Origin of the sequence: Halobellus sp. H-GB7, assembly GCF_030848585.1 — an archaeon.
In the GTDB taxonomy this organism is placed as follows: Archaea; Halobacteriota; Halobacteria; order Halobacteriales; family Haloferacaceae; genus Haloquadratum; species Haloquadratum inordinatus.
Map to the genome: position 1 here is coordinate 152,141 of NZ_JAVDDW010000006.1, position 22,970 is coordinate 175,110.

20 protein-coding genes, 1 tRNA gene and 1 pseudogene are annotated in these 22,970 nt (G+C 65.7%); 15 read left to right on the forward strand and 7 right to left on the reverse strand.

The window, feature by feature from the left end:
* The first annotated feature begins 41 nt into the window (after positions 1-41).
* From RBH22_RS11890 to RBH22_RS11900, 3 genes are all read left to right on the forward strand, one after another.
* A complete protein-coding gene (locus tag RBH22_RS11890; protein WP_306677608.1) occupies positions 42-908 on the forward strand; it encodes a helix-hairpin-helix domain-containing protein in 867 nt (288 codons plus the stop codon).
* A gap of 22 nt (positions 909-930) precedes the next feature.
* Positions 931-1,827, forward strand: a complete 897-nt coding sequence (locus tag RBH22_RS11895; RefSeq protein WP_256546363.1) for an aminotransferase class IV — start codon at positions 931-933, stop codon at positions 1,825-1,827.
* A 72-nt stretch (positions 1,828-1,899) separates the two neighbouring features.
* Positions 1,900-2,310 carry a Rieske 2Fe-2S domain-containing protein gene (locus RBH22_RS11900; protein WP_256287753.1) on the forward strand — a complete coding sequence of 137 codons (411 nt, stop codon included), beginning with the start codon at positions 1,900-1,902 and terminating at the stop codon, positions 2,308-2,310.
* Between the two features lie 364 nt (positions 2,311-2,674).
* On the opposite strand, the gene RBH22_RS11905 is transcribed toward RBH22_RS11900, so the two are convergent.
* The 3 genes from RBH22_RS11905 to RBH22_RS11915 form a co-directional block, all read right to left on the reverse strand.
* Positions 2,675-2,749, reverse strand: a tRNA-Met gene (locus RBH22_RS11905).
* 69 nt (positions 2,750-2,818) lie between these two features.
* Entirely contained in the window at positions 2,819-3,268 is a 450-nt protein-coding gene (locus RBH22_RS11910; protein WP_306677609.1) for a GtrA family protein, read from the reverse strand.
* Positions 3,269-4,081 carry a dolichol-P-glucose transferase gene (locus RBH22_RS11915; RefSeq protein ID WP_306677610.1) on the reverse strand — a complete coding sequence of 271 codons (813 nt, stop codon included), beginning with the start codon at positions 4,079-4,081 and terminating at the stop codon, positions 3,269-3,271.
* A 129-nt stretch (positions 4,082-4,210) separates the two neighbouring features.
* Between RBH22_RS11915 and RBH22_RS11920 the strand changes: the two genes are divergently transcribed.
* Positions 4,211-6,643, forward strand: a complete 2,433-nt coding sequence (locus RBH22_RS11920; RefSeq protein WP_306677611.1) for a DUF2298 domain-containing protein — start codon at positions 4,211-4,213, stop codon at positions 6,641-6,643.
* 72 nt (positions 6,644-6,715) lie between these two features.
* Here RBH22_RS11920 and RBH22_RS11925 read toward each other — a convergent pair whose 3' ends face one another.
* Entirely contained in the window at positions 6,716-6,973 is a 258-nt protein-coding gene (locus RBH22_RS11925) for an HAH_0734 family protein (protein WP_121568993.1), read from the reverse strand.
* Positions 6,974-7,197: 224 nt separating this feature from the next.
* Here RBH22_RS11925 and RBH22_RS11930 point away from each other — a divergent pair, with 224 nt between their 5' ends.
* Genes RBH22_RS11930 through RBH22_RS11950 form a run of 5 tightly spaced genes read left to right on the forward strand, consistent with a single transcriptional unit; the run spans position 7,198 to position 9,484 of the window.
* Positions 7,198-7,479, forward strand: coding sequence for a 50S ribosomal protein L44e (locus tag RBH22_RS11930; RefSeq protein ID WP_121568992.1), 282 nt, complete (start codon positions 7,198-7,200; stop codon positions 7,477-7,479).
* A 2-nt stretch (positions 7,480-7,481) separates the two neighbouring features.
* Positions 7,482-7,667 (forward strand): 30S ribosomal protein S27e, encoded by a 186-nt coding sequence (locus RBH22_RS11935; RefSeq protein WP_121558855.1) that lies wholly within the window; start codon positions 7,482-7,484, stop codon positions 7,665-7,667.
* Between the two features lie 24 nt (positions 7,668-7,691).
* Positions 7,692-8,495, forward strand: coding sequence for a translation initiation factor IF-2 subunit alpha (locus tag RBH22_RS11940; RefSeq protein WP_256546367.1), 804 nt, complete (start codon positions 7,692-7,694; stop codon positions 8,493-8,495).
* 43 nt (positions 8,496-8,538) lie between these two features.
* The gene (locus RBH22_RS11945) at positions 8,539-8,721 is read left to right on the forward strand and encodes an RNA-protein complex protein Nop10 (protein ID WP_256546368.1); all 183 of its coding nucleotides are present in this window, start codon (positions 8,539-8,541) and stop codon (positions 8,719-8,721) included.
* 4 nt (positions 8,722-8,725) lie between these two features.
* Positions 8,726-9,484: a proteasome assembly chaperone family protein gene (locus RBH22_RS11950; RefSeq protein ID WP_256287759.1), complete on the forward strand. Its 759-nt coding sequence runs from the start codon at positions 8,726-8,728 to the stop codon at positions 9,482-9,484.
* Between the two features lie 99 nt (positions 9,485-9,583).
* Here RBH22_RS11950 and RBH22_RS11955 read toward each other — a convergent pair whose 3' ends face one another.
* Positions 9,584-10,483: a PhzF family phenazine biosynthesis protein gene (locus tag RBH22_RS11955; protein WP_256287760.1), complete on the reverse strand. Its 900-nt coding sequence runs from the start codon at positions 10,481-10,483 to the stop codon at positions 9,584-9,586.
* A gap of 141 nt (positions 10,484-10,624) precedes the next feature.
* Between RBH22_RS11955 and RBH22_RS11960 the strand changes: the two genes are divergently transcribed.
* From RBH22_RS11960 to mtnP, 6 genes are all read left to right on the forward strand, one after another.
* Positions 10,625-13,132 carry a bacterio-opsin activator domain-containing protein gene (locus RBH22_RS11960; protein ID WP_306677612.1) on the forward strand — a complete coding sequence of 836 codons (2,508 nt, stop codon included), beginning with the start codon at positions 10,625-10,627 and terminating at the stop codon, positions 13,130-13,132.
* Between the two features lie 179 nt (positions 13,133-13,311).
* Positions 13,312-14,766 (forward strand): ATPase domain-containing protein, encoded by a 1,455-nt coding sequence (locus tag RBH22_RS11965; RefSeq protein ID WP_306677613.1) that lies wholly within the window; start codon positions 13,312-13,314, stop codon positions 14,764-14,766.
* Entirely contained in the window at positions 14,759-17,125 is a 2,367-nt protein-coding gene (locus tag RBH22_RS11970) for a PAS domain S-box protein (protein WP_306677614.1), read from the forward strand. The genes RBH22_RS11965 and RBH22_RS11970 overlap by 8 nt, the downstream gene beginning before the upstream one ends.
* A 91-nt stretch (positions 17,126-17,216) precedes the next feature.
* Positions 17,217-17,930, forward strand: coding sequence for a phosphoribosyltransferase (locus RBH22_RS11975; protein WP_121568984.1), 714 nt, complete (start codon positions 17,217-17,219; stop codon positions 17,928-17,930).
* A 93-nt stretch (positions 17,931-18,023) separates the two neighbouring features.
* Entirely contained in the window at positions 18,024-18,980 is a 957-nt protein-coding gene (locus RBH22_RS11980; protein WP_121568983.1) for an AEC family transporter, read from the forward strand.
* A gap of 186 nt (positions 18,981-19,166) precedes the next feature.
* A complete protein-coding gene (mtnP, locus tag RBH22_RS11985) occupies positions 19,167-20,027 on the forward strand; it encodes an S-methyl-5'-thioadenosine phosphorylase (RefSeq protein ID WP_306677615.1) in 861 nt (286 codons plus the stop codon).
* 107 nt (positions 20,028-20,134) lie between these two features.
* On the opposite strand, the gene RBH22_RS11990 is transcribed toward mtnP, so the two are convergent.
* Both RBH22_RS11990 and RBH22_RS11995 read right to left on the reverse strand, forming a co-directional pair.
* On the reverse strand, positions 20,135-21,148 hold the full coding sequence (locus RBH22_RS11990) for a ScpA family protein (protein ID WP_306677616.1): 1,014 nt from the start codon (positions 21,146-21,148) through the stop codon (positions 20,135-20,137).
* Positions 21,141-22,970: pseudogene (locus RBH22_RS11995) on the reverse strand (chromosome segregation protein SMC); the annotation flags it as partial. The gene RBH22_RS11990 and the pseudogene RBH22_RS11995, both read right to left, overlap by 8 nt.

The following is a 22,970-nucleotide window of genomic DNA, read 5'->3' on the forward strand; positions in this document are numbered from 1 at the left end:
GCAACGGTTTTTAAATACTCGACGGCCATATCATCAACGTAATGAGTATCTTCGACACGATCTTGTCGTCGCTGCGCTCGCTCGTCGGCGGCGGGAGCACGAACGAGTCTGAATCGTCGCCGGGATCGACGCGGGCGGGCGGGCAGGTCTCTGTCGAACACGAGACGGAACGTGCGGACGCGGACGCGTCGACGGAGGCGACGATCAAAGGCGCCGACGACGCCGAGACCTCGACCGAATCCGAAGACGCGACTGAGCCCGGGGATACGGCCGACTCAGAGACGTCGATCGAGGATGCGACCGCAGAGCCAGCAGCGGCCGAGACCGACGCCGCGGCGTCGACTGAGACGCTCCTCGACGATGAGACCGGCAAAGAGCCCGCAGAGGCCGTCGAAACGGCCGGGGAAGGTGAGGAAGCTGTCTCCCCCGACCCCGACGCCGAGGATATCGAGACGGCCGACGACGCGGTCGCGGCAGACACCGACGCTGCGGCCTCGACCGAGACGCTCGTCGACGAGGCGACGGGTCAAGAGCCCGCCGAGGCCGTCACGCCGACGGAAGCGCCCGAAGACGGGAGCGAAGACGAGGATGCGAGTGCGGAAGATGACGACGCTGCGTCTGCTGACGACGAAGCGGACGCGACAGCGGTGGAAGCAGATACGACAGCGGACGAAGCGGACGCGACAGCGGACGACGAAGCCGCCGGTGCAGAGACCGGCGAAGACGAGAGCGAACCGGTCGAGACGCTCAAAGGCATCGGTCCTGCCTACGCCGAGCGACTCGGGACCGTCGACATCGAGACTGTCGCGGACCTCGCGGCTGCTGACGCCGACGACGTCGCCGACGATATCGGCGTCTCATCGAAGCGCGTCTCCGGTTGGGTCGAGCGCGCTCGCGAGCAGTCTTAGCGCTCTCGTGATCTCCGACCGGATGGCCGACCTCCGCTACCACGTCGACGGCGAACTGGTTCCGGCAGAAGCGGCGGCTGTGAGCGTCCGCGACCGGGGATTTGTGTACGGCGACGCGATCTTCGAGACGCTCCGCGCGTACGGCGGCGACGCGTTCCGCTGGGACGCACACGCCGACCGCCTCGCGGATTCTGCGGAGGCGCTCTCGCTCGATCACGGCCTCTCGGACCCGGAGCTGAAACGGCGTGTCGACGAGACGTTGCGGGCGAACGACCTCGAAGACGCCTCTGTGAAGCTCTCTGTCACCCGTGGGGTCCAGTCGGACGCGCTCACGCCCGACCCGGCGGTCGACCCGACGGTTGTCGTCCAAGTGACCCCGCGCCCCCGGGGCGGCGTCGATTCGACCTCCGTCTGGGACGAGCCGGCGACGCTCCAGACGGTTCGGACGCGTCGCATCCCCGACGAGTCGCTCCCGTCGCGAGCGCAGACGCACAACTACCTGAACGGCGTCCTCGCCCGTATCGAACTCCGCGTTTCGGACGCCGACGAGGCCGTGATGCTCGACGGCGACGGTCGCCTCGCGGCGGGCGCGACGTCCACTCTCTTCTTCGTCGACGGCGAGGCGCTCTGCACGCCGAGTCTCGACGGTCCCGTCCGCCCGGGGATCGCGCGCAGAGAGGTCCTCGACATCGCCCGCGACGAAGGCATTCCGGTCCGCGAGGGTGCGTTCACGCCCGACGACCTCCGCGGGGCCGAAGAAGCGTTCGTGACGAACACGACCTGGGAGGTCCGCCCCGTCGAAACGGTCGACGGCATCGACGTCGGCGGCGGCCCGCTCACGACGCTGTTCCAGCGCGTCTACGACGCTCGCGTCGAGCGCGACCACTATGGCGGGGGCGACAGCGGCGTCCGGGAGTGACTCCGCCCACGTCTCCCACCGCGTCGACGCCAAACCGTCACGCTTGAATCGCCGTACCCCAAACGCGCGGCTATGGACGAGGAACGCCGCATCGCTGCGGCCGACGAGGTCTCCGCGGACGAGACGGTCGTCTTCACCGCGAAATCCGGATTCGAGACGACCGAAGGACTCCTCACTCGACGCGACGACGGTTCTGTCATTGCCTTCACGAACTACTGTCCGCACTGGCGCGACGTCCGATTAGACAAGGGTTCGAGCGCATTGGTGCGCAACGGCGAACTCGTCTGTCAGAAACACGGTGCGACGTTCGAAAAGCAGAGCGGAAACTGCAACTTCGGTCCGTGTGAGGGTGCGGTCCTCGACACTTTCGAGGTGACCGTCGACGACGGCGCGGTCTATCTCACCGACGACGAGTGGGACGCCGCCGAACCCGGCCTCTCCGAGGAGCGCGACCTCTCCTCGGGCGGTCGGATCGACTTCTGATACTGTCGGACAGCAGTTCGTGAATGGTGTTGGCATCCACCGGCTGACGATAATTTTCACATAGTTCTGTCGACAGTATGTACTGTCAGATTCGGTTGATGAATATCGTTTCACGCGAAAGAGACGTCGGACTCTTCGGGACGTGGTCCAGTTCGAGCAGCCCTCAGAATCGGTGCGATCGGCTCGAAAGTGCTGTAGCTTCGATGGTGAGCCTCTGGAGAATAGCGGGAGTAGATTTGAACGACGCCTGCGTCGGTCGCGGCGCTCCCTCGCAGTCTCGTTCAAATCTACTCGTGCTATGACTGCCGAACGCAGGGGTTACTCGGCGATACGACGCCTCGCTGTGTTACGTTCGGCAGAACCATAGCGGGAGGTAGATTTGAACTACCGATCTCCGGGTTATGAGCCCGGCGGAATCTCCTGGCTATCCCATCCCGCTACTGAAACGAAACCGTGGGTTACGGTTAAGGGTTGTGTTTCGCCCGCAGTGTGGCAATTTCCCTCGCGGTCAGGACTGCGTTACGCGCCACGTGAGCAGGCTCTCTGCGACGTAATTCAGGAACATCGATCCCGCGATGGCGATCGGGATCGGAATCAACTGCCAGAGGTCGAAGCCGAAGACGACGACCGACAGATCGAGCTGTCGGAGCCCCCGGACGATCAGAAACTGGACGGCGAGACCGCCGCTGCGGACGAGGTTCGACCGGACGAACCGACTCAGCGTCGGGAGCGGCCCCGACGCACCCAGCTCCGAGAAGGTCCAGCGCTCGTTGATCGCGAACATCACGACGATCGCGACCTCCGCGCCAACGAGCTTCGCGTACTCGCCGAGAATCCCGAAACCGACGATTAGCGCCGTCGTGGTTGTCATATCGAAGACCGCGCCGACCGCTCCGACGGAGACGAACTTGCCGAACCGGACGCCCGAGGCGAGCGCGTCGACCGTCTCACGGACCATTCAGTCGGCCTCGACGGCGTCTGCGGCGTCCGTTGCAGCGAGGCGCTCGATCAGCGACGGCTCGGCCTCGCGGCGCGCGTCCAGCAGTTCGTGCAGCCGGTCCTCCCGCAGGAGACGCGCACGGTGTCGCGCCGTCACGAGCGCTCGGCCGAGCCGAAGCGTCGTTCGGACGGGCGAGACGGTCGATCCGGGGCGGTCCTCCCAGCGCACCGGGACCTCCGCGATCCGGTGATCCAGCGCGCCTGCGACGGCGACGAGTTCGATGTCCCAGGCGAAGCCGGGCTCGTAGAGGTGTCCGCGGACCTCGCGCCAGGCATCGGCAGTGATCGCCTTCGCGCCGCACTGGTAATCGTAGAGCCGTTCGTCGAGGAAGCGGCGCGCGAGCCACGCGAAGCCGTCGCCGAGGCGGCGACGGGCGAACGTCTGATGCGAGGCGACGTCGGCGTCGGGGTGCCGACGGGAGCCGGTCGCGACGTCGGCGTCTCCAGACGTGACGGCGTCGACGACATCCGCGAACGACGCTGCCGGCGTACTCCCGTCGGCGTCGGCGAAAGAGAGCACGTCGACCGAGTCGACGAGCGCCTCGAACCCAGCCGTGATCGCAGCCCCCTTGCCGCGTCTGGCGTCGACGGCAGCGATCTCGACACAGTCGGGGAGGGCGCCGAGTTGACTGCGGGGATCGGACCGCGGCGCGTCGAGTTCGACTCGGACCACCGCGGGATCGAGTCGCTCCGCGAGCGCACGGAGATACGCGCCGAGACGTTCGGGATCGGGCCGGTAGGCGGGGACGACGATCCCGACGGAACGAGTCATCACCCCCAGATACCGGCTTCTGTGTGAAAAACGAACCGCTAGCGGTCGGCGGAGAGTCACTTCCTCCGGTATCCGCCCGGCGCATCACAAAACGTATGTCTCGGCGTCTCGGTCCGTGCGATACGGAGAATGGAGTACGCCCTCGTCGCCCGCTGGCTGGTCCTCTACGCCGCGCTCTTCGCTCTCGGTCTCCCGCTCGTCGCCAGGCTCCTCCCTCGCGCGAGCGGCCGGGGCGCGGGCCTCGCCGTCCCCGCCGCGCTCGTCGTTCTCAGCGTCCCCGCCTACTGGGTCGGTCAGTTGACGTGGGGTCCGCTCGCGCTCGCAGCGGGTGCTCTGACGCTGCTCGTCGCGAGTGCGACTGCCGCACTCGACCTCACAGCCCTCCGTGACGGTCGGGTTCGCCTCGGCGTGGACATCGACCGCAACGCCGCGAGCGACGCGGCGGCTATCTTCCTCCTCGGCTTCGTCTTCGTCGTCGCGCTCCGCGCGTTCGACCCGGCCGTCCACCCCGGCGGCGGCGAGAAGTTCCTCGATTTCGGGCTCCTGAAGACGCTCCAGCGCTCGGCGGTCCTCCCGCCGGAGGACTTCTGGTTCGCGAACGCGCCGGTGAAGTACTACTACGGCGGCCACCTGACGACGACGCTGCTCGCGTGGCTGACGGGCACGCCGCCGCGGTTCGCCTACAACCTCGCGCTCGCGGGCTTCTACGCCGCGTTCGTCACTGCCGCGTTCGAACTCGCGGCTTCGATCGGCGCCGATCGGGGACTCCCGCGCCGCCTCGCCGGGGGCGTCGCAGTCTTCTTTGTCGGCCTCGCGAGCAACCTCGTCACGGCCGGTCGGTTCGCGCTGCTCGCGCTCCCCGAGTCGCTCCGGCGGTCGGCGGCCACCTATGTCGCGGCGCGAACGGACTACACGGCCGAGCGAATCCTCGCCGGAGCGGACTCGTTCAGCTACTGGAACGCCTCGCGCGTCATCCCCGGGACGATAAACGAATTTCCGCTGTTCGCGTGGCTGAACGGCGATCTGCACGCACATATGATGGGGACGCCGACGCTCCTTTTGGCGGCGGCCGTCGGTTACGCGTACTACCGAACGCCCGCGCGCGAGCGGGGTCGCAGGCGCGCGCTCGCCTTCCTCGTCGTCCCCCTGCTCGCGGCCTGGCAGGCGGTCCAGAACACCTGGAGTTTCCCGAGCGTGCTCGCGCTCGGGTGGCTCGCGGTGACCTTCGCGCCCGCGGATCCGTGGACGCTCCTTCCCGGCACGGCGGGGCTTCGCTCGCGACTCCGCCGCTTCTCCGGGCGAATCGCACCCGCTGACGGCGACGGGCCGACCGCCGCAGCGACGGCCGAGAGCAGCCGCATCTTCGGTTCGCTCGTCGTCGCTGGCGTCGCCGCGGTCGTCGCCGGCGTGCTCGCTGCACCCTTCCTCCTGGGCACGGCGACGGGCGGCGGCGAACGGTCGATCGAACTCCTCGGTCCCGAGATGCGAAGCGGACTCGGCGCGCTCTTGCTCGTCCACGGCGCGTTCGTCGTCGGCCTCGGCGGCTACCTCCTCTCGCGCCTGCGCGTCGCCCGCCCGTGGCTCCTCGCGGCCGGACTCCTCGCTGCAGGCTACGTCGGCCACTCGATCGGCTTCGCCGCGCTCGCGGTCTCGGTGCCGCTCCTCGTCGTCGCTTGGGTCGGCCTCCGCACGTCGCGGTCGATCGGCTACGAGGCCGTGCTCGTCGTCGCGGGTGCCGGTCTGGTCACCCTCGTCGAACTCGTGTACGTCAACGAGCAGGCTGGCCCTGGCCGGATGAACACCGTCTTCAAGACGTACGCGCAGATCTGGGCGTTCTGGGGCACCGCGATGGGCGTCGCGCTCCCCGGGCTCGTGCTCGGGCCGTGGGCAACGGGTGACCGAGACGCCGCACGCGACGGCGGTGGCGACGGCGACACCTCTGGATCGACGTTGTGGTCGCAGATCCCTTGGCGACGCGTCGGTACGATCGGTCTCGCTGTCGCCCTCGTCACCTCGACGAGCGTCTACGGCGTGCTCGCGGTCGGCGCGCACGTCGAGCGTGCCCCCGCTGGCGGACCGACGCTCGACGCCACGCAGTTCGTCGAGACCGACCACCCCGAACAAGCGGCGGCGATCGACTGGGTCGACGACTTGGAAGGCCGACCGACGATCCTCGAAGCGCCCGGAACGACTACCTACCCCGGCGGGACTGACGGCCGCGAGCGCGCGATGTACAGTTGGAACGCAAACCCCGCGTCGAGTTTAACTGGCGTGCCGACCGTGGCCGGCTGGCGACACGAGATCGGCTACCGCGGGCGCGAAGCGTACTTTGACCGCGTGCGCGACGTCGACACGATCTACACCGGCAACGCCTCGGCGCGGGCGGCGCTCCTCTACGAGTATCAGGTGCAGTACATCTGGGTCGGACCGAACGAGCGCGCGCGCTACGGCTCGGTGTCGTTCGGATCCGAAGCCATCGAGGCGGTCCACCGCTCGGGCGACGTGACGATCTACGAGGTCGCGCTCGGGGAACTCCGGCGCGAATCGTCTGACGCCGCGTAGCCACTCGCGACACCCGCAGAAACAGCGACCGATCGCCCGGCGAGCGGCCGATCGACCCGTGATCGAGCCGACTTATGCGCCGCGTTTGGAGATCACGTTCACGGCCTCGGCGTCGACGGCGACGACGTCGAGGAAGTGCGGGACGAACTCGCGTTTCTCGAAGGCCTCACGCTCGTCTTCGGCCCCGACCGTACACCACAGCTGCGGCCGTTCGGCACCGTGGTAGTCGCTTTGGCGGTCGATCGAGAAGCAGACGACCTCCTCGCCGTCGACCTCGATGGTCGCGCCGCGATTGATGTCCGGATCCCCGCGGATGATGACCTTCTTCATACGACGACGTTTGCTCAGTCGGGGCTTAATCGCTTCGGAGACGCCTCGGGGGCGCTCCCGGCGTCTCTCAGCGGCCACCGCGGCGGATCTCCCCCTCCGCGTCCGCTCGTCGTTGTCTCACACGCGACCGGCCTCCCGAAGCCGTCTGGCGGGCGTCGCGAGCGTCGATCCGAACCAAACGGGTTTTAACTGGCCACATCGAAAAGCGCACAAGGTCGATATCTATGGAGATGCCACGCCGATTCAACACGTACTGCCCGAACTGTGACGGGCACCACGAGCACGAGGTCGAGAAGGTCCGAACGGGCCGGTCGACCGGAATGAAGTGGAACGCGCGGCAGACCCGCCGCGGAAAAGCGACGATCGGAAACGCCGGTAAGTTCTCGAAAGTGCCCGGTGGGGACAAGCCGACGAAGAAGACCCACCTGAAGTACATCTGCTCGGACTGCGGCAAAGCCCACATGCGAGAAGGGTGGCGCGCAGGCCGTCTCACATTCCAGGAGTAACGATGGCAGGAAACTTCTACCGCGTTCAGTGTCCGGACTGTGACAACGAACAGGTCGTCTTCGGCAAGGCGTCCACGACCGTCAACTGTGCCGTCTGCGGGACGACGCTCGCGACGCCGACCGGCGGCGACGCCGAGATCCACGGCGAAGTCATCGAGACGGTCGAGCGACGCTCGGCCGAGGCGTAAGTCTCCGCTCGGAGGTTCCAATATATGAAGTACAGCGGTTGGCCTGAATCCGGTGAACTCGTCGTCGGCGAAGTCGACGAGATCACGGACTTCGGGGTCTTCGTCGACCTCGACGAGTACGAGAACAAACGCGGCCTCTGTCACATCAGCGAGGTCGCCAGCGGCTGGATCAAGAACGTCCGCGACCACGTCCGCGAGGGACAGACCGTCGTGGCGAAGGTCATCGACGTCGACGAGAGCTCACAGCAGATCGATCTCTCGATCAAGGACGTCAACGAGCACCAGCGGAAAGAGAAGATCCAGGAGTGGAAGAACGAGCAGAAGGCCGACAACTGGATGGAGATCGCGTTCGGCGACGACGTCGACGACGAGCGCTACAGCGCCGTCGCGAACGCGCTGCTGGCGGAGTTCGAGTCTCTCTACGACAGTTTCGAGTCGGCCGCGATCCACGGCACCAGCGCGCTCGAAGACGTCGACCTCGACGACGACGAGATCGAGGCGATCGTCGACACCGCACGCCAGAACGTCTCCGTCCCGTACGTGAACGTCACGGGCTACGTCGACCTCCGGTGTCCGACCGGCGACGGCGTCGATCGGATCAAGGAGGCGCTCAAGGCGGCCGAGGGCGACGAGGACGAGATCCCCGAGGAGATCGAACTCGAAGTCACCTACGTCGGCTCGCCGGAGTACCGCATCCGCGTCCGCGCGCCGGACTACAAGACGGCCGAGGACGCCCTCGAGGCGGCGGCCGGCCGGGCCAGCGAGTCGATCGAGGCCGACGGCGGCACCGCCAACTACCACCGCGACCGGCACGAAGAAGACGAATAACGCCCCCGACTGACCGACTGCGACCACGACTCACCTTCCGCTCGTGAAATCCGACATCCGCGTGTGTTCCGCCTGGCGCGACGTCCACGAGCGCCCGGTCTACACGCTCTCTTCTACCTGTCCCGAGTGCGGCGCCGAGACGGAAAACTCCGCGCCCGCGCCGTTCGACCCCGAGGACGCCTACGGCGAGTACCGACGCGCTCTTAAACGCCGCGTCCGCGAGTGAGGGTATGGACGACATCGAAATCGAGACGCTCGCAGAGCCTGAGCTCCGCGAGCCGGCTCTCGTCGAGGGACTACCCGGCGTCGGTCACGTCGGAAAACTGGCTGTAGAGCACCTACTGGAGGAGTTCGATTCGGACCTCGTCGCCCGCGTCTACTCCGACGAGTTCCCCCCGCAGGTCGGCGTCGACGACGACGGCGTCGCCTCGCTGGCCTGCGCCGAGTTCCACGCGGTCGACGCCGGCGAACGCGACCTCCTGGTTCTCACCGGCGACCACCAGGCACAGTCACATTCGGGACACTACCACGTCACCGACGCCTTCCTCGACGTCGCGACGTCGTTCGGCGTCGACGAGATCTACGCGCTCGGCGGCGTCCCGACGGGCGAACTCGTCGAGGAGCCGGACGTACTCGGTGCCGTCAGCGACGCCGACGCCATCGACGCGCTGGCCGAGGCCGGCGTCGAGTTCCGTGAGGGCGAACCCGCCGGCGGCATCGTCGGCGTCAGCGGTCTGCTCCTCGGGCTCGGCGGCCGCCGCGACTTCTCGGCCGCGTGCCTGATGGGCGAGACGAGCGGCTATCTGGTCGATCCCACGAGCGCGCAAGTGGTTCTCGAAGTTCTCGAGGACGTCATCGGCTTCGAGGTCGGCTACGACTCCCTCGAAGAGCGCGCCGAGGAGATGAAAGAGGTCGCAGAGAAGATCCAGGAGATGCAGAGCCAACAGCAGGGGATGCCGACCGACGACGACCTGCGGTACATCGGCTGAGTCGGATCCTGTAATAGAGACTGCGGCCGATCCAGGTTGGCTCGGATCGGTTCGCCTCCCGAATACGCGGTCTGCGGTACGCCCGTCGGCGTCGAGTGCTCACGCCTCGACGATGTCGTCTTCTTCTGCCGGCGGGACCGCGAGCCGGCCGTCGAGCGACGTCACCGCGCGCCCGCCCACGCGAACGTCTCCCGCGACGCGCACGCGGACTTCGCTGGGCCGGTCGACGAAGTGCCCCTGCTCGAAGACCATCTCCTCGGGGAAGTCCTCGAAGGCGCCGACCTCGCGCAGGTACGCGCCGCAGGCGCCGCTCGCGGTTCCCGTCGCCGGATCCTCGGCGATGCCGACCGACGGCGCGAACGCCCGCGCGTGCAGCGTCGAATCAGCGCCCAGCGCGTCGAAGGTGAACGCGTAGATGCCAGCGACGTCGTGCTCGTCGGCGATCGCTTCGACCGCCCCGTCGTTTGGATCGGCCGACCCGAGGTTCTGAAGGAAGTTCACCGGAACGATCAGGAAGGGGAGCCCCGTCGAGGCGACCGCAACGGGAGCGTCCGCGCCGACATCGCGAAGCGCCGCGGGGTCGATTCCGAGCGCGTTCCCCAGCCGCTCGTAGTCGACCTCGACGCGTTCGACCCGCGGCATCTCCTGGGTCATCCAGATGCTCCCGTCAGATTCGACCTCGACGTCGAGGACGCCGACGTTCGTCTCGATAGTGTGCTCGCCCTCGTCTATCGCCCCGGCCTCGCGGAGATGTGCGTGCGCGGCGACAGTCGCGTGCCCGCAGAGGTCGACTTCCTGCTCCGGCGAGAAGTAGCGGAGTCGGCGGTCGGCCGTCTCCGAGGGGAGCAGAAACGCCGTCTCGCTGACGGCGAGTTCGCGGGCGATCGCTCGCATCTGATCCGCTGTGAGGCCGTCCGCCTCCGGGACGACGCCGGCCGCGTTGCCGGCGAGCGGTTCGGCGGCGAAGGCGTCTACGAGCAGTGTGCGGCGGGTATCCATACCCGCCCGAACGAGGTCGCGGGTGAAAAGTCCCCGTCCCTCCGTGTGTGGTTCGTCCTGCGCCTCGGATTATTGGCGAATGGTGGCGACTCTCACGCGTACCGATAGAATGACCAGTCAGGGGGAAGGAGTGCAGTTCGAATGCCGTCAGCGCAGTTCTTCGAATCGGTTCTCGAATCGCTCTCGGCGGGGATCGTGACGGTCGACGCTGATGGCTGCATCAGGTACGTCGACGATACGTTCTGTGACGCCGTCAACACCGATAGCGAAACACTTCGCGATGCGGATCTGTTCGACGCGCTGGTTCCCGCCCACAGCCGTGCAGACGCTCGAGAGGCGTTTCGCGAGCGACTCGAGTCAGACTCCAGCGACCCCGAGGACCCGAGCGTCGACGAGCAACCGATCGTGATCGGCGGTGCCTCCGCGGCCGGTGAGAGACGCTCCCACCTCCTCGTCTGGGAATCGACGATCCAGTCGGCGGAGCAGCGCTTCGTCGTCGGTCGTCTCGATGGGGCGACGAACGGCGCGCTGCAGTCCGATGCGGCAGCCGACCCCTACCGTGCGCTCGTCGAAAACGCACCGGTTCCGATTCTCGTGAGCGACGAGACGGGACATCTCCGCGAACTGAACGACAAAGCCGAGCAATTGACTGGGCGATCGCGATCCGAACTGATCGGCGAGAAGATAACGACATTGCACCCTGGTGATGAATCGGACCGATACGAGGAAGTCTTCGAGAGACACCTCGAAGTGGGTGGTACGCTGCGGTATCGGCCTGACGGCGAGCAGATCCACGTCGTCGATGCGGATGGCGACACCGTCCCCGTGGAGATCAGCGTCGCCGCCGTCGAGGCGCCAGACGATGCGCCGACAGACGAGACGCTGATCCACGGTATCTTTCGCGATATCTCCGATCAAGTCTGGTACGAGCAGACGCTCGAAGAACTCCACGAGAACGCGCGCGACTTGGTTCGCGCCGAGACCGACGTCGAAATCGCGGAGTCGATCGTCGAGACGGCGGTCGAGACCATCAATCGGGACTTCGTCGCAGTCTATCTCTTCGATCCCGACGACGAACGACTGCATCCGATCGCGCACTCGGACGGCGTCCCGGAGGCGTTCGGTGATCTCCTGCCGCTGTCGCTCGGCGAGAGTATCATCGGTGAGGCATATCTGACGAGCGAGTCGGTTCGACTCGCCGACGCCCGCACGGACGAGTGCATCCAAAGCTCGGATACGCCGATCCGGAGCGTCCTCGTTGCCCCGATCGATGGGTTCGGAGCGATCGTCTGCGGCCACACCTCTGTCGACGAGTTCGAAGTCACGGATCAGCGGCTACTCGAACTGCTTTCGCGAAACGCGGAGGCCGTCTTTGCCCGCACGGAGCGCGAACAGGAGATGCGACGACAGCGCCGCGAACTCGAAGCGCAGACAGAGACGCTCCAGCAGATCGAACAACTGAACGCGGACATCCGTGAGATCGTTCGGATCGCTATTACGGCAGACACGCGCGCGGAACTCGAGCAGAAAGCGTGTGAACTCTTTAGCACCACCGACCCGTTCACGTTCGCGTGGGTTGGGAGCCTGAGTCCAGAACGCGACGAACTCGTCCCCGAAGCGTGGGCTGGCCAGGACCAGGGGTACCTCGACACTGACGCGTTCACTCTCGACGAGACCGTCGCGGAGCCCGCAGTTCGGACTGCTCGCACCGTTGAGACGACTGTCGTCCAGAACACGGCGACAGATATCCAACACCAACCCTGGCGTCGGGACGCAGTACGCCGTGGCTTTCGATCGGCTGTCGCGATCCCGCTCCAGTACCAGGGCGTTCTCTACGGCGTCCTCACGGTCTTCGCGAGCGAGCGTGGCGCGGTGTCGGAGTGGACCACCGCCGTACTCGAAGAGTGTGGTGAACTCCTGGGCTGTATGATGAGTATGATGGAGTGGGAGGATGCTGTTCTCTCGGAGCAGGGTCAAAAACTCGACTTCGAGATCCGCTCGCAGTCGTGTCCGCTCATCCGGATCGCACTGGAACATCAGTGTTCTGTCTCGTTCGACGGACTCCACCAGAAGGAAAGCGGCGAGACGACGGTCTTCGTACGACTGCTCGCGGGTTCGGCCGAACGGGTTGTCCAGACGGCGGTGGAGTCGACTGGAATCACGTCCATCCGACAGCTCGGTGACGGCGGCGACCACGTGTTGTTCCAGGTGACGTTCTCAGACCCGTTTATCGCGACCATCTTAGCCAAGCACGGCATCCGGCTCCAGCAGATCGTCGGCGAAGACGAAACCAATGCCCGGATCCGTGTTACGACTCCGTCGACGATGCCCGTCCATCGCGCTGTCGACATCGTCTCGGCGACGTATCCGGACGCAGAACTCCTCGCGGTGACGGAACCGGAGGACCCGCCTGTCGTCTCAGAGCACTCTTCGGGGTCCATCCTCGACGGACTCACCGACCGTCAGCGAGAGACCATCGAGCTTGCGTATTACGGCGGATACTTCGAGTCTCCGAAGGGGCTTTCCGGCACCGAACTCGCCGCGAAGATGGACATTTCTTCCTCGTCGTTCCACAACCGCCTTCGGGCAGCACAGCGGCACCTCCTCAGCAGCCTCCTCGATGGTCGATCTGCTGACACTGGCCGCTGAGTGGAAATATCCAATATAAATAAAAGTTCATATGTACATATGATCACAGTGATTTTTCTATCGTAAACACTGCCATACGCACAACCAAATGGTAGTGGGGAACCCGGACGCTATTTCAGGGAACACAACGAGTGCCGTGTGCTCCCCTGTCGGTCATACGGGCTGTGGGGGGACACGCTGTGACTGATCGTCGACTCTCGACGGGCGTCGACGGACTCGACTCGGTGTTGCAGGGTGGTCTGATCCCCGGTCGTAGTTATCTTGTTCGCGGTGACCCGGGGACCGGAAAGACAATTCTTGGCTGTCATTTCTTACTCGAAGGCGTCCGACAAGCCGAGACGACGCTGTTCATCAACCTCGAGGAATCCGCCGAAGATATCAAACAGAACGCCACGGCGCTGGATTTCGATCTCGACGCCGTCGAGTTCCTGGATCTGAGCCCGAGTGCGGACGTGTTCTTCGAGGACAAATCGTACACTGTCTTCGAGGCGAGCGATGTCGAACGGGAGCCGTTCGCCGAGAGCGTCACCGACGCGGTCGAAGCGATCGATCCCGACCGCATTTTCGTCGACCCGATCACTCGGCTGCGGCATCTGACCCGCGACGACCGCGGGTTCCGAAAACAGGCGATTGGCTTCCTCGAGTATCTCACCCGAGACGACGCGACTGTGCTGTTCACCTCTCAACATACTGCGAGTTCATCCGACGAGGACCTGCAGTTCCTCAGCGACGGGACGATCGAACTCGGCGACGCTGATCGGGGTCAATCGATCTCGGTTCCGAAATTCCGCGGATCGGCGGCCCAGAGCGGAACGCACGCGATGGAGATATCGGACGAAGGAATGGTCGTCTATCCGGAATTACAGCCCGACGAGCACACTCAGCAGTTCGTCGCCGAACCGCTCTCTTCGGGCGTTCCTGGTCTCGACGAACTGCTTCACGGCGGTATCGAACGGGGAACGGTCACGGTGATCAGCGGGCCTACGGGCGTCGGCAAGACCACCCTCGGGACGCATTTTATGAAGGAAGCCGCAGCGCGCGGCGAGCGTTCAGTGATCTACCTTTTCGAGGAGAATATGGCGACGTTCCACGAGCGCTCTGAGTCGGTCGACGTCCCCGTGGCGGAGATGTGCGAGCAGGGATCGCTGTACGTCGAGGAGATGGAACCGCTGCAACTGTCACCGCAACAGTTCGCTGGGTGCGTCCGACAGGAGGTCGAAGAGCAAGGCGCCGATATCGTGATGACCGACGGTATCGACGGCTACCGGGTTTCCGTCCGCGGTCCCGAAGACGAACTCACCAGACGTCTGCACGCGCTGAGCCGGTATCTGAAGAATATGGGTGTGACGGTCATCCTCGTCGACGAGACATACACTGTCACCGGCGATTTCTCGGCGACGGGGGCCAAACTGAGCTATCTCGCGGACAACATCGTCGTTCTCCAGCACATCGAGCACCAAGGGACGCTCCGGAAGATCGGCGGAGTTCTCAAGAAACGCACCAGCAACTTCGAACGTTCACTCCGGGAGTTCGAGATTACCGAAGATGGGCTCTCAGTTGGTGAACCGCTGACGGGGCTCCGCGGTATCCTCTCGGGCACGCCCGAGTGGGAGTCGCCCCGTACCGATGACTGACGGCCGCCTCGACCCGCGCGATCCCCAATCACCGACCGTACAGCGCGACAGGCGAATCCTCCTCCTGTTGGAGCACGAGGAGAATCGACGACACCTCAAACGGTGGCTCCGGGATGACTCGCCGTACACCCCCGTCGTCGTCTCCGATCCCGAAGACGCGGTCGATGGCGACCTCTGTCTCGTCGACCCTGCTGCACTCGCACGCCACCACGAGTGGGTTGAAGCGTGCAAAGAACGCGAACGTCCGCGATTCTTCCCCGTATTGCTCGCGACGGCCGACGGCGGTGAGACGCTTACTGACGCTCTCCGATCGGTCGTCGACGAGACGATCACGACGCCGCTTGAGGTCTCAGAGTTTCGACGACGACTCGAAAACCTCCTCGAACGACGGCGGCTCTCTGCAGACCTCACGACCCGGCTCGAACGGAACAAAGAGCGCTACGAGACGATCTTCGCCGCTGTCGACGATGCTCTTTTGATTATCGACCCAGCGGCCGACCGGATCGCGGAGTGCAATCCCCGCGCGACGGAACTACTTGGCTACGCTGAGTCTGAGTTGGTGTCGCTGTCGCCGTCCGCTGACCTCCACCGCGAGGACCAAGACGCGTACGAGGCGTTCGTCCAGCGCGTACTCGAGGATGGCCGAGCGCGGACCGGGGCGCTTTCGTGTATCCGGAAGGACGGAACCGTCATCGAGACTGAGGTCTCGGCGAGCGTCCTCGAAGGCCACGCCGACGCGCATCCGAACATCGTGTTGAGCATCCGTGATGTCACTGCGCGGCGTGAGCGCGAGCGGACGGTCGAACGCCAGCGAGACAGGCTCGAAGAACTCACCCGAATCACTCAAACGCTGCAAGAGACGACGGAGGCAGTCGTTCAGGCGACCGATCGGGACGAACTCGAAGCCACCGTCTGCCGGCGACTCGCCGAATCCGAGTCCTATCAGTTCGCCTGGATCGGCGAGCGGCAGTTCGAGACGGGCGGCGATCCGGTCGTGCCGCGGGCGACGGGTGGCGGCGCGGCGGCGTATCTCGACCAGGTCGAAATCACCGCCGGCGAAGCCCCGACCGGGCAGGGGCCGACGGGCCGCGCGCTTCGGTCTCGTGAGGTCGAAACCGCCCAGCGTGCCACGGCTGACCCAGAGATGACCCCGTGGCACGACGCGTTATCGGAATTCGATGTCCGCGCGACGGCCGCCGTCCCCATCCAGCACGACGACAAACTGTTCGGTGTCCTCAATCTCTACACCTCGCGGGAAGACGCCTTTGGCGGGGAGGAACGAGAGACCCTGGCGAACCTCGGACGCGCTATCGGTCGCGAGATCACGGGAATCCGCGCACGCGAAGAGGCGGAACTCTTCGAGAAGGCGATCGAACACACCGGACACGCGATCTATATTACCGACGTCGAGGGCACGATCCAGTACGTAAATCGGGCGTTCGAGAAGGCAACTGGCTACGGTCGAGAGGAAGCGTTGGGGCGGACACCGCGCATCCTCCGCTCCGGCGAGCACGACCGGCGGTTCTACCGCGACCTCTGGGAGACGATCACGTCGGGCGAGATATGGGAGAACGAGGTTATCAACCGCCGCAAAGACGGCCGGCGCCAGTACATCGACCAGACGATCGCACCTCTCTTCGGCGACGACGGAGCCGTCGAACGGTTCGTCGCGGTCAATACCGAGATCACGGAGCGACGGCGGCGCAGACAACAGCTCCAGGTGCTCTATCGAGTGCTCCGACACAACCTCCGCAACGAGTTGAACATCATCAGCGGCTACGCCGACCTGCTCTCCGATCACGGGACCGACGCCGGGGGTGCCGTCTCGAGGATCATCGATTCGGCGGACGAACTCCTCCGGATCAGCGACCAGGTACAGCAGATCGAACGCACGTTCAGCGACGACAACGAGCGCAACGTCGTCCGGTCCCTCGAAACAGTGATCCGGCGGGCAAAGCAGGACGTCCTCGACACTACTGCCGGCGTCGATGAATCGGTCGAGATCCCGCAGACGCAGCACCGCGTCAACGCCGAACTCGAAACCGCGCTCACGGAACTGCTTCGGAATGCGGTCCAGCACAACGATGCCGACACTCCGAAAGTGCGGCTGACTGTCGACGTCTCCGAGTCTGCTGCGCATCCCCACGCGACGATCACTGTCACCGATAACGGGCCGGGGATCCCCGAGAACGAACGGCTCGTGCTCGAAGAGGGCGAAGAGACGCCGCTCCTCCACGGCAGCGGGCTCGGCCTGTGGCTTGTCAACTGGGTCGTGACCGAACTCGGCGGGCGGATCCGGATCACCGACAACGACCCCCGTGGCACGGTCGTTTCGATCACACTCCCGGTCACGAGCTGAGGCTGGTCGTTCGCGTGACGCTTCCGAAGCCGGCCCAGACGAACAGATTAAGGGTCCAGCCGCACCCTTCACCGAACGGTGACCGAAATCTATGGGCGACCTGCCCGACCAGTTCAACTGCACGATCACTAATTGGGAGTACATCTACGGGCTCTGTCGCGACGTCAGCGACCAGGTGAAGACCGCCGATTTCGAACCGGACGTCGTCGTCGCGCTCGCTCGCGGCGGCTGGTTCGCAGGTCGGTGCATCTGCGACTTCCTCGGACTCGACGATCTGACGAGCCTGAAGATGGAGCACTACGTCGGCACCGCCGAGAAGGCCGACGAGCCGGAGGTGCGCTACCCGATGCCGAAAGGCAGCGTCGAAGGCAAAGACGTGCTCATCATCGACGACATCGCCGACACCGGCGGGTCGATCGAGCGCGCCTACGAGTACGTGACCGACCGCGACGCGGGCGAGGTCCGGACCGCGACGCTGCAACTCCTGCAGACGAGCGAGTTCGAGCCCGACTTCGTCGGCGAGCGCTTAGAGGAGTGGACGTGGATCGTCTACCCCTGGAACTTCATCGAGGATATGATCGACCTCATCTCCGGCGTGATGGAGAAGGCCGACGAGGAGACCTTCGAGGTCGAGGACATCCGCCATTACCTCTCGGAGTTCCACTCGGTCGACCGGATCGAGATGGAGATCGCCCAGCCCGATCGGATGAGCGAAGTGATGGCCGAGATGGAGCGGCGCGGCTACGTCGAATCGGCTCACACCGACGCCTGGCGACTCGTCGACAACGAAGGTATCGGCGCGTAGGGTCGGTCGGGGCGGATCCGAGCCTCCGATACGGACGCTCCCGTCACGCCGGCGACCGAAGCGTTTGAATAGCGACTTCGTGTGCCCTCTGACGTGGTCTCTCTGGTCTCCGTCTTCGCGACCGCGATCCTCCCGATCGTCGCCGTCGGCGGCGTCGGATACCTGCTGGGGCGCGTCCGCGACATCGAGACGGACGCGCTCAACACCGTCGTCGTCTACGTGCTCGCGCCGGCCCTCGTCTTTCATAGCCTCGCGACGACGACGCTCGCACAGTCCACGCTGGCGCGCATCACCGTCGCGATTCTCGTCTTTCACGTTCTCGCGATCGCGCTCGCAGAGGCCGCCGGTCGTCTCTTCGGCGCGTCGGAGACGGCGCTGGCGGCGCTGACGCTCGTCATCGCCTTTCCGAACACCGGCAACTACGGCGTCCCCGTCTCCAGTTTCGCCTTCGGCGACACCGGCCGCGCGACGGCCGTCGTCTATCTCTCCGTGCAGGCCGCGCTCATCTACACCGTGGGCGTCTTCCTCGCCTCACGTGGAAGCGCCGAGAGCCGCTTTGCGGGCGTCCGGCAGGTCTTCCGCGTGCCGCTCGTGTACGCCGTCGCCGCCGCGCTCCTCGCTCGCGCGCTCGGCGTCGTCCCGCCGGTCGACTCGACCGCGATGTCGACGCTCCAACTCGTCGGCGACTCGGCGATTCCGGTGATGCTGCTCCTCTTGGGAATCCAACTCGCGCGGACGAACGTCGCATCGACGCTGTCGTCTGTCAGCGGCGTCGTCGGCCTGAAGATGGTCGTCGCGCCGGTGATCGCAGTCGGCGTCGCGCTCCTGGTTGGCTTTTCGGATCCCGCCGTCGCGCGGACGTTCGTCCTCGAATCCGCGATGCCGTCGGCGGTCACGCCGCTGATCCTCGTCGGCGAGTTCGCCGAGGGCGAGGTCGCGGGTGTCCCCGTTACCGAGTTCGTCTCGACGGCGATCTTCGCTACCACGGTGGTCTCCGTGCTCACGCTGACGGTCCTCATCGCCGTTCTAGAGAGCGGCGTGGTGCTCTGATAGGGAGTATCGTCACTGTTCGGAGGTTCTCGCCGTACCGTCCGGCGAGACATCTATGGGGACGTACGATACTCCCTACGAGGCCGCTGCGACGCCGGCGCTGCGGCCCGCGCCGATCGCGTGCGAACGATCACCGAACCGACGCCGACCCATCACGCTTTAGCGCCGTCGCTCGAAGCCACGACTATGGCTATCGGATTCATCGGCGGGAGCGGAATCTACGACGCGCTACCGCTGCGAGACACGCGGGAGGTCGACGTCGACACGCCGTTCGGGAAACCCTCGGCACCCCTGACGGTCGGCGAGTTCGGCGACACCGGCCGCGAAGTCGTGTTCGTGCCGCGACACGGCCCCGACCACCAGCGCTCGCCGACGACGCTGCCGTATCGAGCGAACGTCTTCGCGCTGAAGAAACTCGGCGTCACGCACGTCCTCGCCTCGAACGCGGTCGGGAGCCTCCGCGAGGACCTCCCACCGCAGACGCTCGTGATCCCCGATCAGATCTACGACCGGACGAAACACCGCGACCTGACGTTCTTCGACGAGGACGTCGTCGTCCACCAACCGTTCGCCGATCCGTACTGTGGGGACCTCAACGAGATCCTCGCGGACACCGCCGAATCGGCGACCGACGCTGACGTCGTCCGCGGCGGCACCTACGTCTGCATCGAGGGACCGCAGTACTCCACGCGCGCCGAGAGCGAGTTCTACCGCGACCAGGGCTGGGACGTCATCGGGATGACGACCATCCCCGAGGCGAAACTCGCCCGCGAGGCCGAGATGGCCTACGCCACCGTCACCGGCGTCACCGACTACGACGTCTGGAAGGAAGACAGCGAGGTCACGCTGGACGAAGTGCTCGAAAACGCCGCGAAGAACGAGACGGCGATCAAAGAGACCGTCGAGGCGGCGATCGAGGCGATCCCCGAAGACCACGCCTGCGACTGCCACACGGCGCTCGACGGCACGATCAACACGCCCGACGACGCGATTCCGGACGCGACGAAAGACGACCTCGAACCGCTCATCGGCGCGTACGTCGAGTAAGTCCGGTCGTCGCGAACGACCCCGCCAGTTCCCGGGAGGTCACGAACGACTCGCCGGCTCCTGTGGGTCACGAACGACCTGACCCGCCAGCCGACGCGGACCGCGCCTCAGTCGTCGTCCGCGGCGGGCGCGACGGCCTCGTCCGCTGTTTTTTCGCTTTCCGCGTCGGTGTCGCCGTCCGTCCTAGTGTCGGCTCCCGATCCGCTCACGTCCTCGTCGCCGTCGGCGTCCGGGTCCGCGAACTCCGCGTCGGGATTCCGAATCCAGAGGTCTCCGAAGAGGTCGTCCTGCTGGAGTCGGACGTCCCCGCGGTGCGAGAGAAAGAGCAGCGCGAGGTAGGACGTCACCGGCGTCTCGGCGGCGTCGGCGACTTCTTTGAACAGGACCTCCTCGCGGCCGTTGTCGTAGTGGACGTCGATGGACTCCTGGACGGCCGCGATCGACGTCTCGATGTCCTCGGTGTGGGCCGTGTCGGTCACGTCGGCCGCGGTCGGCTCGTCGGCCTCGCGGAACTCGTCGGCCGAGCGGTAATCGAGCGTTTGGGTCCCGCGGCGGTGGCCGTGCGGCGACTCGGAGGTGTCGTACTCGCGGCGGCGCTTCCACCACGACTGCCGCTCGGCCTCCCGAAGTTCGCGGACGAGTTCGTCGAGCGTCTCTGGCGATCCACGCGCCTGTTTGCGTTCGAGACGCCGGTCCATCTCCGCCTCCAGCGCGTCGACCGGATCGAACCCCGGTGCGCCCGCGCCGTCGCCCTCGCTGTCTGCGATCGGCCCGCCGCTCTCCAGTGCGGCCTCCCACGGCTCGATCTCGTCTTCGGGCTCCTCGTCGTCCGGTTCCAGCAGCGCGTCGCTCTTCATCCGCAGGAGGACGGCCGCATAAAACAGCGCCCGCCCCGAGGTCCGCAGATCGGTCTCGTCGAGACGTTCGAGGAACGCGTCCGTCGCCTCGACGAGGTCGACGTCCCAGGGGTCGATTTCGCCCTCCTCGGCCAACTGGACGAGCAGTTCGACGGGCTCGACTTCGTCGTCGTCGGTCGACGGGTCGCGCTCTGGGCCGCGGTCGGCGCGGAGGCCATCGGTGAGAGCGCCGGTTCCCGGTGTCGACCCGGCTGAGTCAGTCATCCGCCGGCACCTCCGCCTCCTCCTCGTCGCCGTCGTCGCTCAACTGAATCCCGGTGACGGCGCTGACGTTGTCGCCCTGCATCGTCACGCCGATGGCGCGCTCGGAGCGCTCCAGGAGCGCCGAGCGGTGCGAGACGACGACGAACTGAGCGTCCGCCGAGAGGTCGTCGACCATCTCACCCACGCGCTCGGCGTTGGCGGCGTCGAGGAAGGCGTCGACCTCGTCGAGCGCGTAGAACGGCGCGGGGTTGTGCCGCTGGATGGCGAAGATGAACGCCAGGGCGGTGAGAGACTTCTCGCCGCCGGACATCGCGTTCAGCCGCTGAATCGGCTTGTCGCCCGGCTGGGCTTTCATCGTCAATCCGCCCTCGAACGGATCGTCGGCGTCTTCGAGGTGGAGTTCGCCCGTCCCGTCGGAGAGGCGCTCGAAGATCTCGGTGAAGTTCTCGTTGATCGCGTCGAACGCCCGCATAAACGTCTCTTTCTTCTGTGCCTCGAAGCGGTCGATCCGCTCTTCGATGGCCTCGCGCTCGTCGACGAGGATGTCCCGGCGCTCCTGGAGGTCTTCGAGATCAGCCTTCACGTCGTCGTACTCGTCGATCGCGAGCATATTCACCGGTTCGAGCGCCTCCATCGCAGATGAAAGTCGCTCGATCTCGGATTCGACTTCCTCGTGGTCCGGAATGCTCTCGGGGTCGTAGTCGCCGACTTCCCCCTCCAACTCGTCGATCTCCCACGACAACCGCTCGACGCTATCTCGGAGCGAGTCCAGTTTCGACTCGACGCGGTCGACGTCGTCACGCTTCTCGTCGCGCTCGCTCTTTGCTTCCCGAAGCGTCGCCTGCAAGTCCGAGCGGTCCGATTTGAGCTCTTTGAGCTCTTCTTCGAGCGCCTCGACGGCCTCGCGCTTCGCCTCGAGCGCCTCCTCGCGGTCTTCGATTCCGGCCTCTTTCTCGCGGATGACGTCGCGGGCGTCGGCCTTCTGCTCTTGGGCGTTCTCGATCGTCTCTTCGAGGTCTGCGACGGCGTCTTCGGCGTACTCCTTCTCTAACTGGAGTTCGTTGAGCCGGCCGTCGAGGTCGTCCATTCGCTCTTCTTTCTCGTCGATGGACGCGCGGATACCGTCGGCTTCGGCCGTGAGTTCGGGGATCTTCGAGTCTTCGAGTTCGGATTCGAGGTCGTCGATCTCGGCTTCGACGTCGGCGATTTCGGCGTCGAGGTCGTCGATCTCTGCGTCTATCGTCCGCATCTCCTCGTCGACCTCGGCGCGCTTCTCGCGGAGGCGTTCGATCTCGGCTTCGAGGTCGTCGATCTCACGTTCGGCCTCCTCGACGTCGGCTTCGGCGGCCTCGATTTCGGCCTCGATCGAGCGGACGCGTTCGCGGGCGTCGGCCGCGCGGCTCCGGGCGTCCTCGATGTCTTCGTCGAGTTCGCGGATCTCCGCTTGTAGGCTCCGACGCCGGTCTTCTAACTCCTCGATCTCTTCTGCGAGCCGTTCGAGCCGGCCGCTGCCGGACTTCGAGAAGGAGTAGCGCGAGCCGCCGCCGGACCCGCCGGTCATCGCGCCGGAGCGCTCGACGAGGTCGCCGTCGAGCGTCACCATCCGGTAGTCGCCCATCAGGTCGCGGGCGGTCTGCATATCCTCGACGACGAGCGTCGAGCCCAGCACGTACGAGAAGACGGACTCGTACTCGGCGTCGTAGTCGACGAGGTTGCGGGCGAAGTCGACGACGCCGGGGTGATCCGGGAGTTGCGGCAGCCCCCGGTCGTCCATCTTCGTGATCGGCAGGAACGTCGCCCGGCCGGCGTTTCGGGACTTGAG

Bases quoted from the DNA above. Each gene is read 5' to 3' on its own strand.
- RBH22_RS11930 (WP_121568992.1), top strand. From the start codon at position 7,198: ATGGAGATGCCACGCCGATTCAACACGTACTGCCCGAACTGTGACGGG.
- RBH22_RS11915 (WP_306677610.1), bottom strand. From the start codon at position 4,081: ATGACTCGTTCCGTCGGGATCGTCGTCCCCGCCTACCGGCCCGATCCC.
- RBH22_RS11920 (WP_306677611.1), top strand. From the start codon at position 4,211: ATGGAGTACGCCCTCGTCGCCCGCTGGCTGGTCCTCTACGCCGCGCTC.
- RBH22_RS11895 (WP_256546363.1), top strand. From the start codon at position 931: ATGGCCGACCTCCGCTACCACGTCGACGGCGAACTGGTTCCGGCAGAA.
- RBH22_RS11990 (WP_306677616.1), bottom strand. From the start codon at position 21,148: ATGACTGACTCAGCCGGGTCGACACCGGGAACCGGCGCTCTCACCGAT.
- RBH22_RS11955 (WP_256287760.1), bottom strand. From the start codon at position 10,483: ATGGATACCCGCCGCACACTGCTCGTAGACGCCTTCGCCGCCGAACCG.
- RBH22_RS11970 (WP_306677614.1), top strand. From the start codon at position 14,759: ATGACTGACGGCCGCCTCGACCCGCGCGATCCCCAATCACCGACCGTA.
- RBH22_RS11940 (WP_256546367.1), top strand. From the start codon at position 7,692: ATGAAGTACAGCGGTTGGCCTGAATCCGGTGAACTCGTCGTCGGCGAA.
- RBH22_RS11890 (WP_306677608.1), top strand. From the start codon at position 42: ATGAGTATCTTCGACACGATCTTGTCGTCGCTGCGCTCGCTCGTCGGC.
- mtnP (WP_306677615.1), top strand. From the start codon at position 19,167: ATGGCTATCGGATTCATCGGCGGGAGCGGAATCTACGACGCGCTACCG.
- RBH22_RS11925 (WP_121568993.1), bottom strand. From the start codon at position 6,973: ATGAAGAAGGTCATCATCCGCGGGGATCCGGACATCAATCGCGGCGCG.
- RBH22_RS11900 (WP_256287753.1), top strand. From the start codon at position 1,900: ATGGACGAGGAACGCCGCATCGCTGCGGCCGACGAGGTCTCCGCGGAC.
- RBH22_RS11960 (WP_306677612.1), top strand. From the start codon at position 10,625: ATGCCGTCAGCGCAGTTCTTCGAATCGGTTCTCGAATCGCTCTCGGCG.
- RBH22_RS11975 (WP_121568984.1), top strand. From the start codon at position 17,217: ATGGGCGACCTGCCCGACCAGTTCAACTGCACGATCACTAATTGGGAG.
- RBH22_RS11910 (WP_306677609.1), bottom strand. From the start codon at position 3,268: ATGGTCCGTGAGACGGTCGACGCGCTCGCCTCGGGCGTCCGGTTCGGC.
- RBH22_RS11935 (WP_121558855.1), top strand. From the start codon at position 7,482: ATGGCAGGAAACTTCTACCGCGTTCAGTGTCCGGACTGTGACAACGAA.
- RBH22_RS11950 (WP_256287759.1), top strand. From the start codon at position 8,726: ATGGACGACATCGAAATCGAGACGCTCGCAGAGCCTGAGCTCCGCGAG.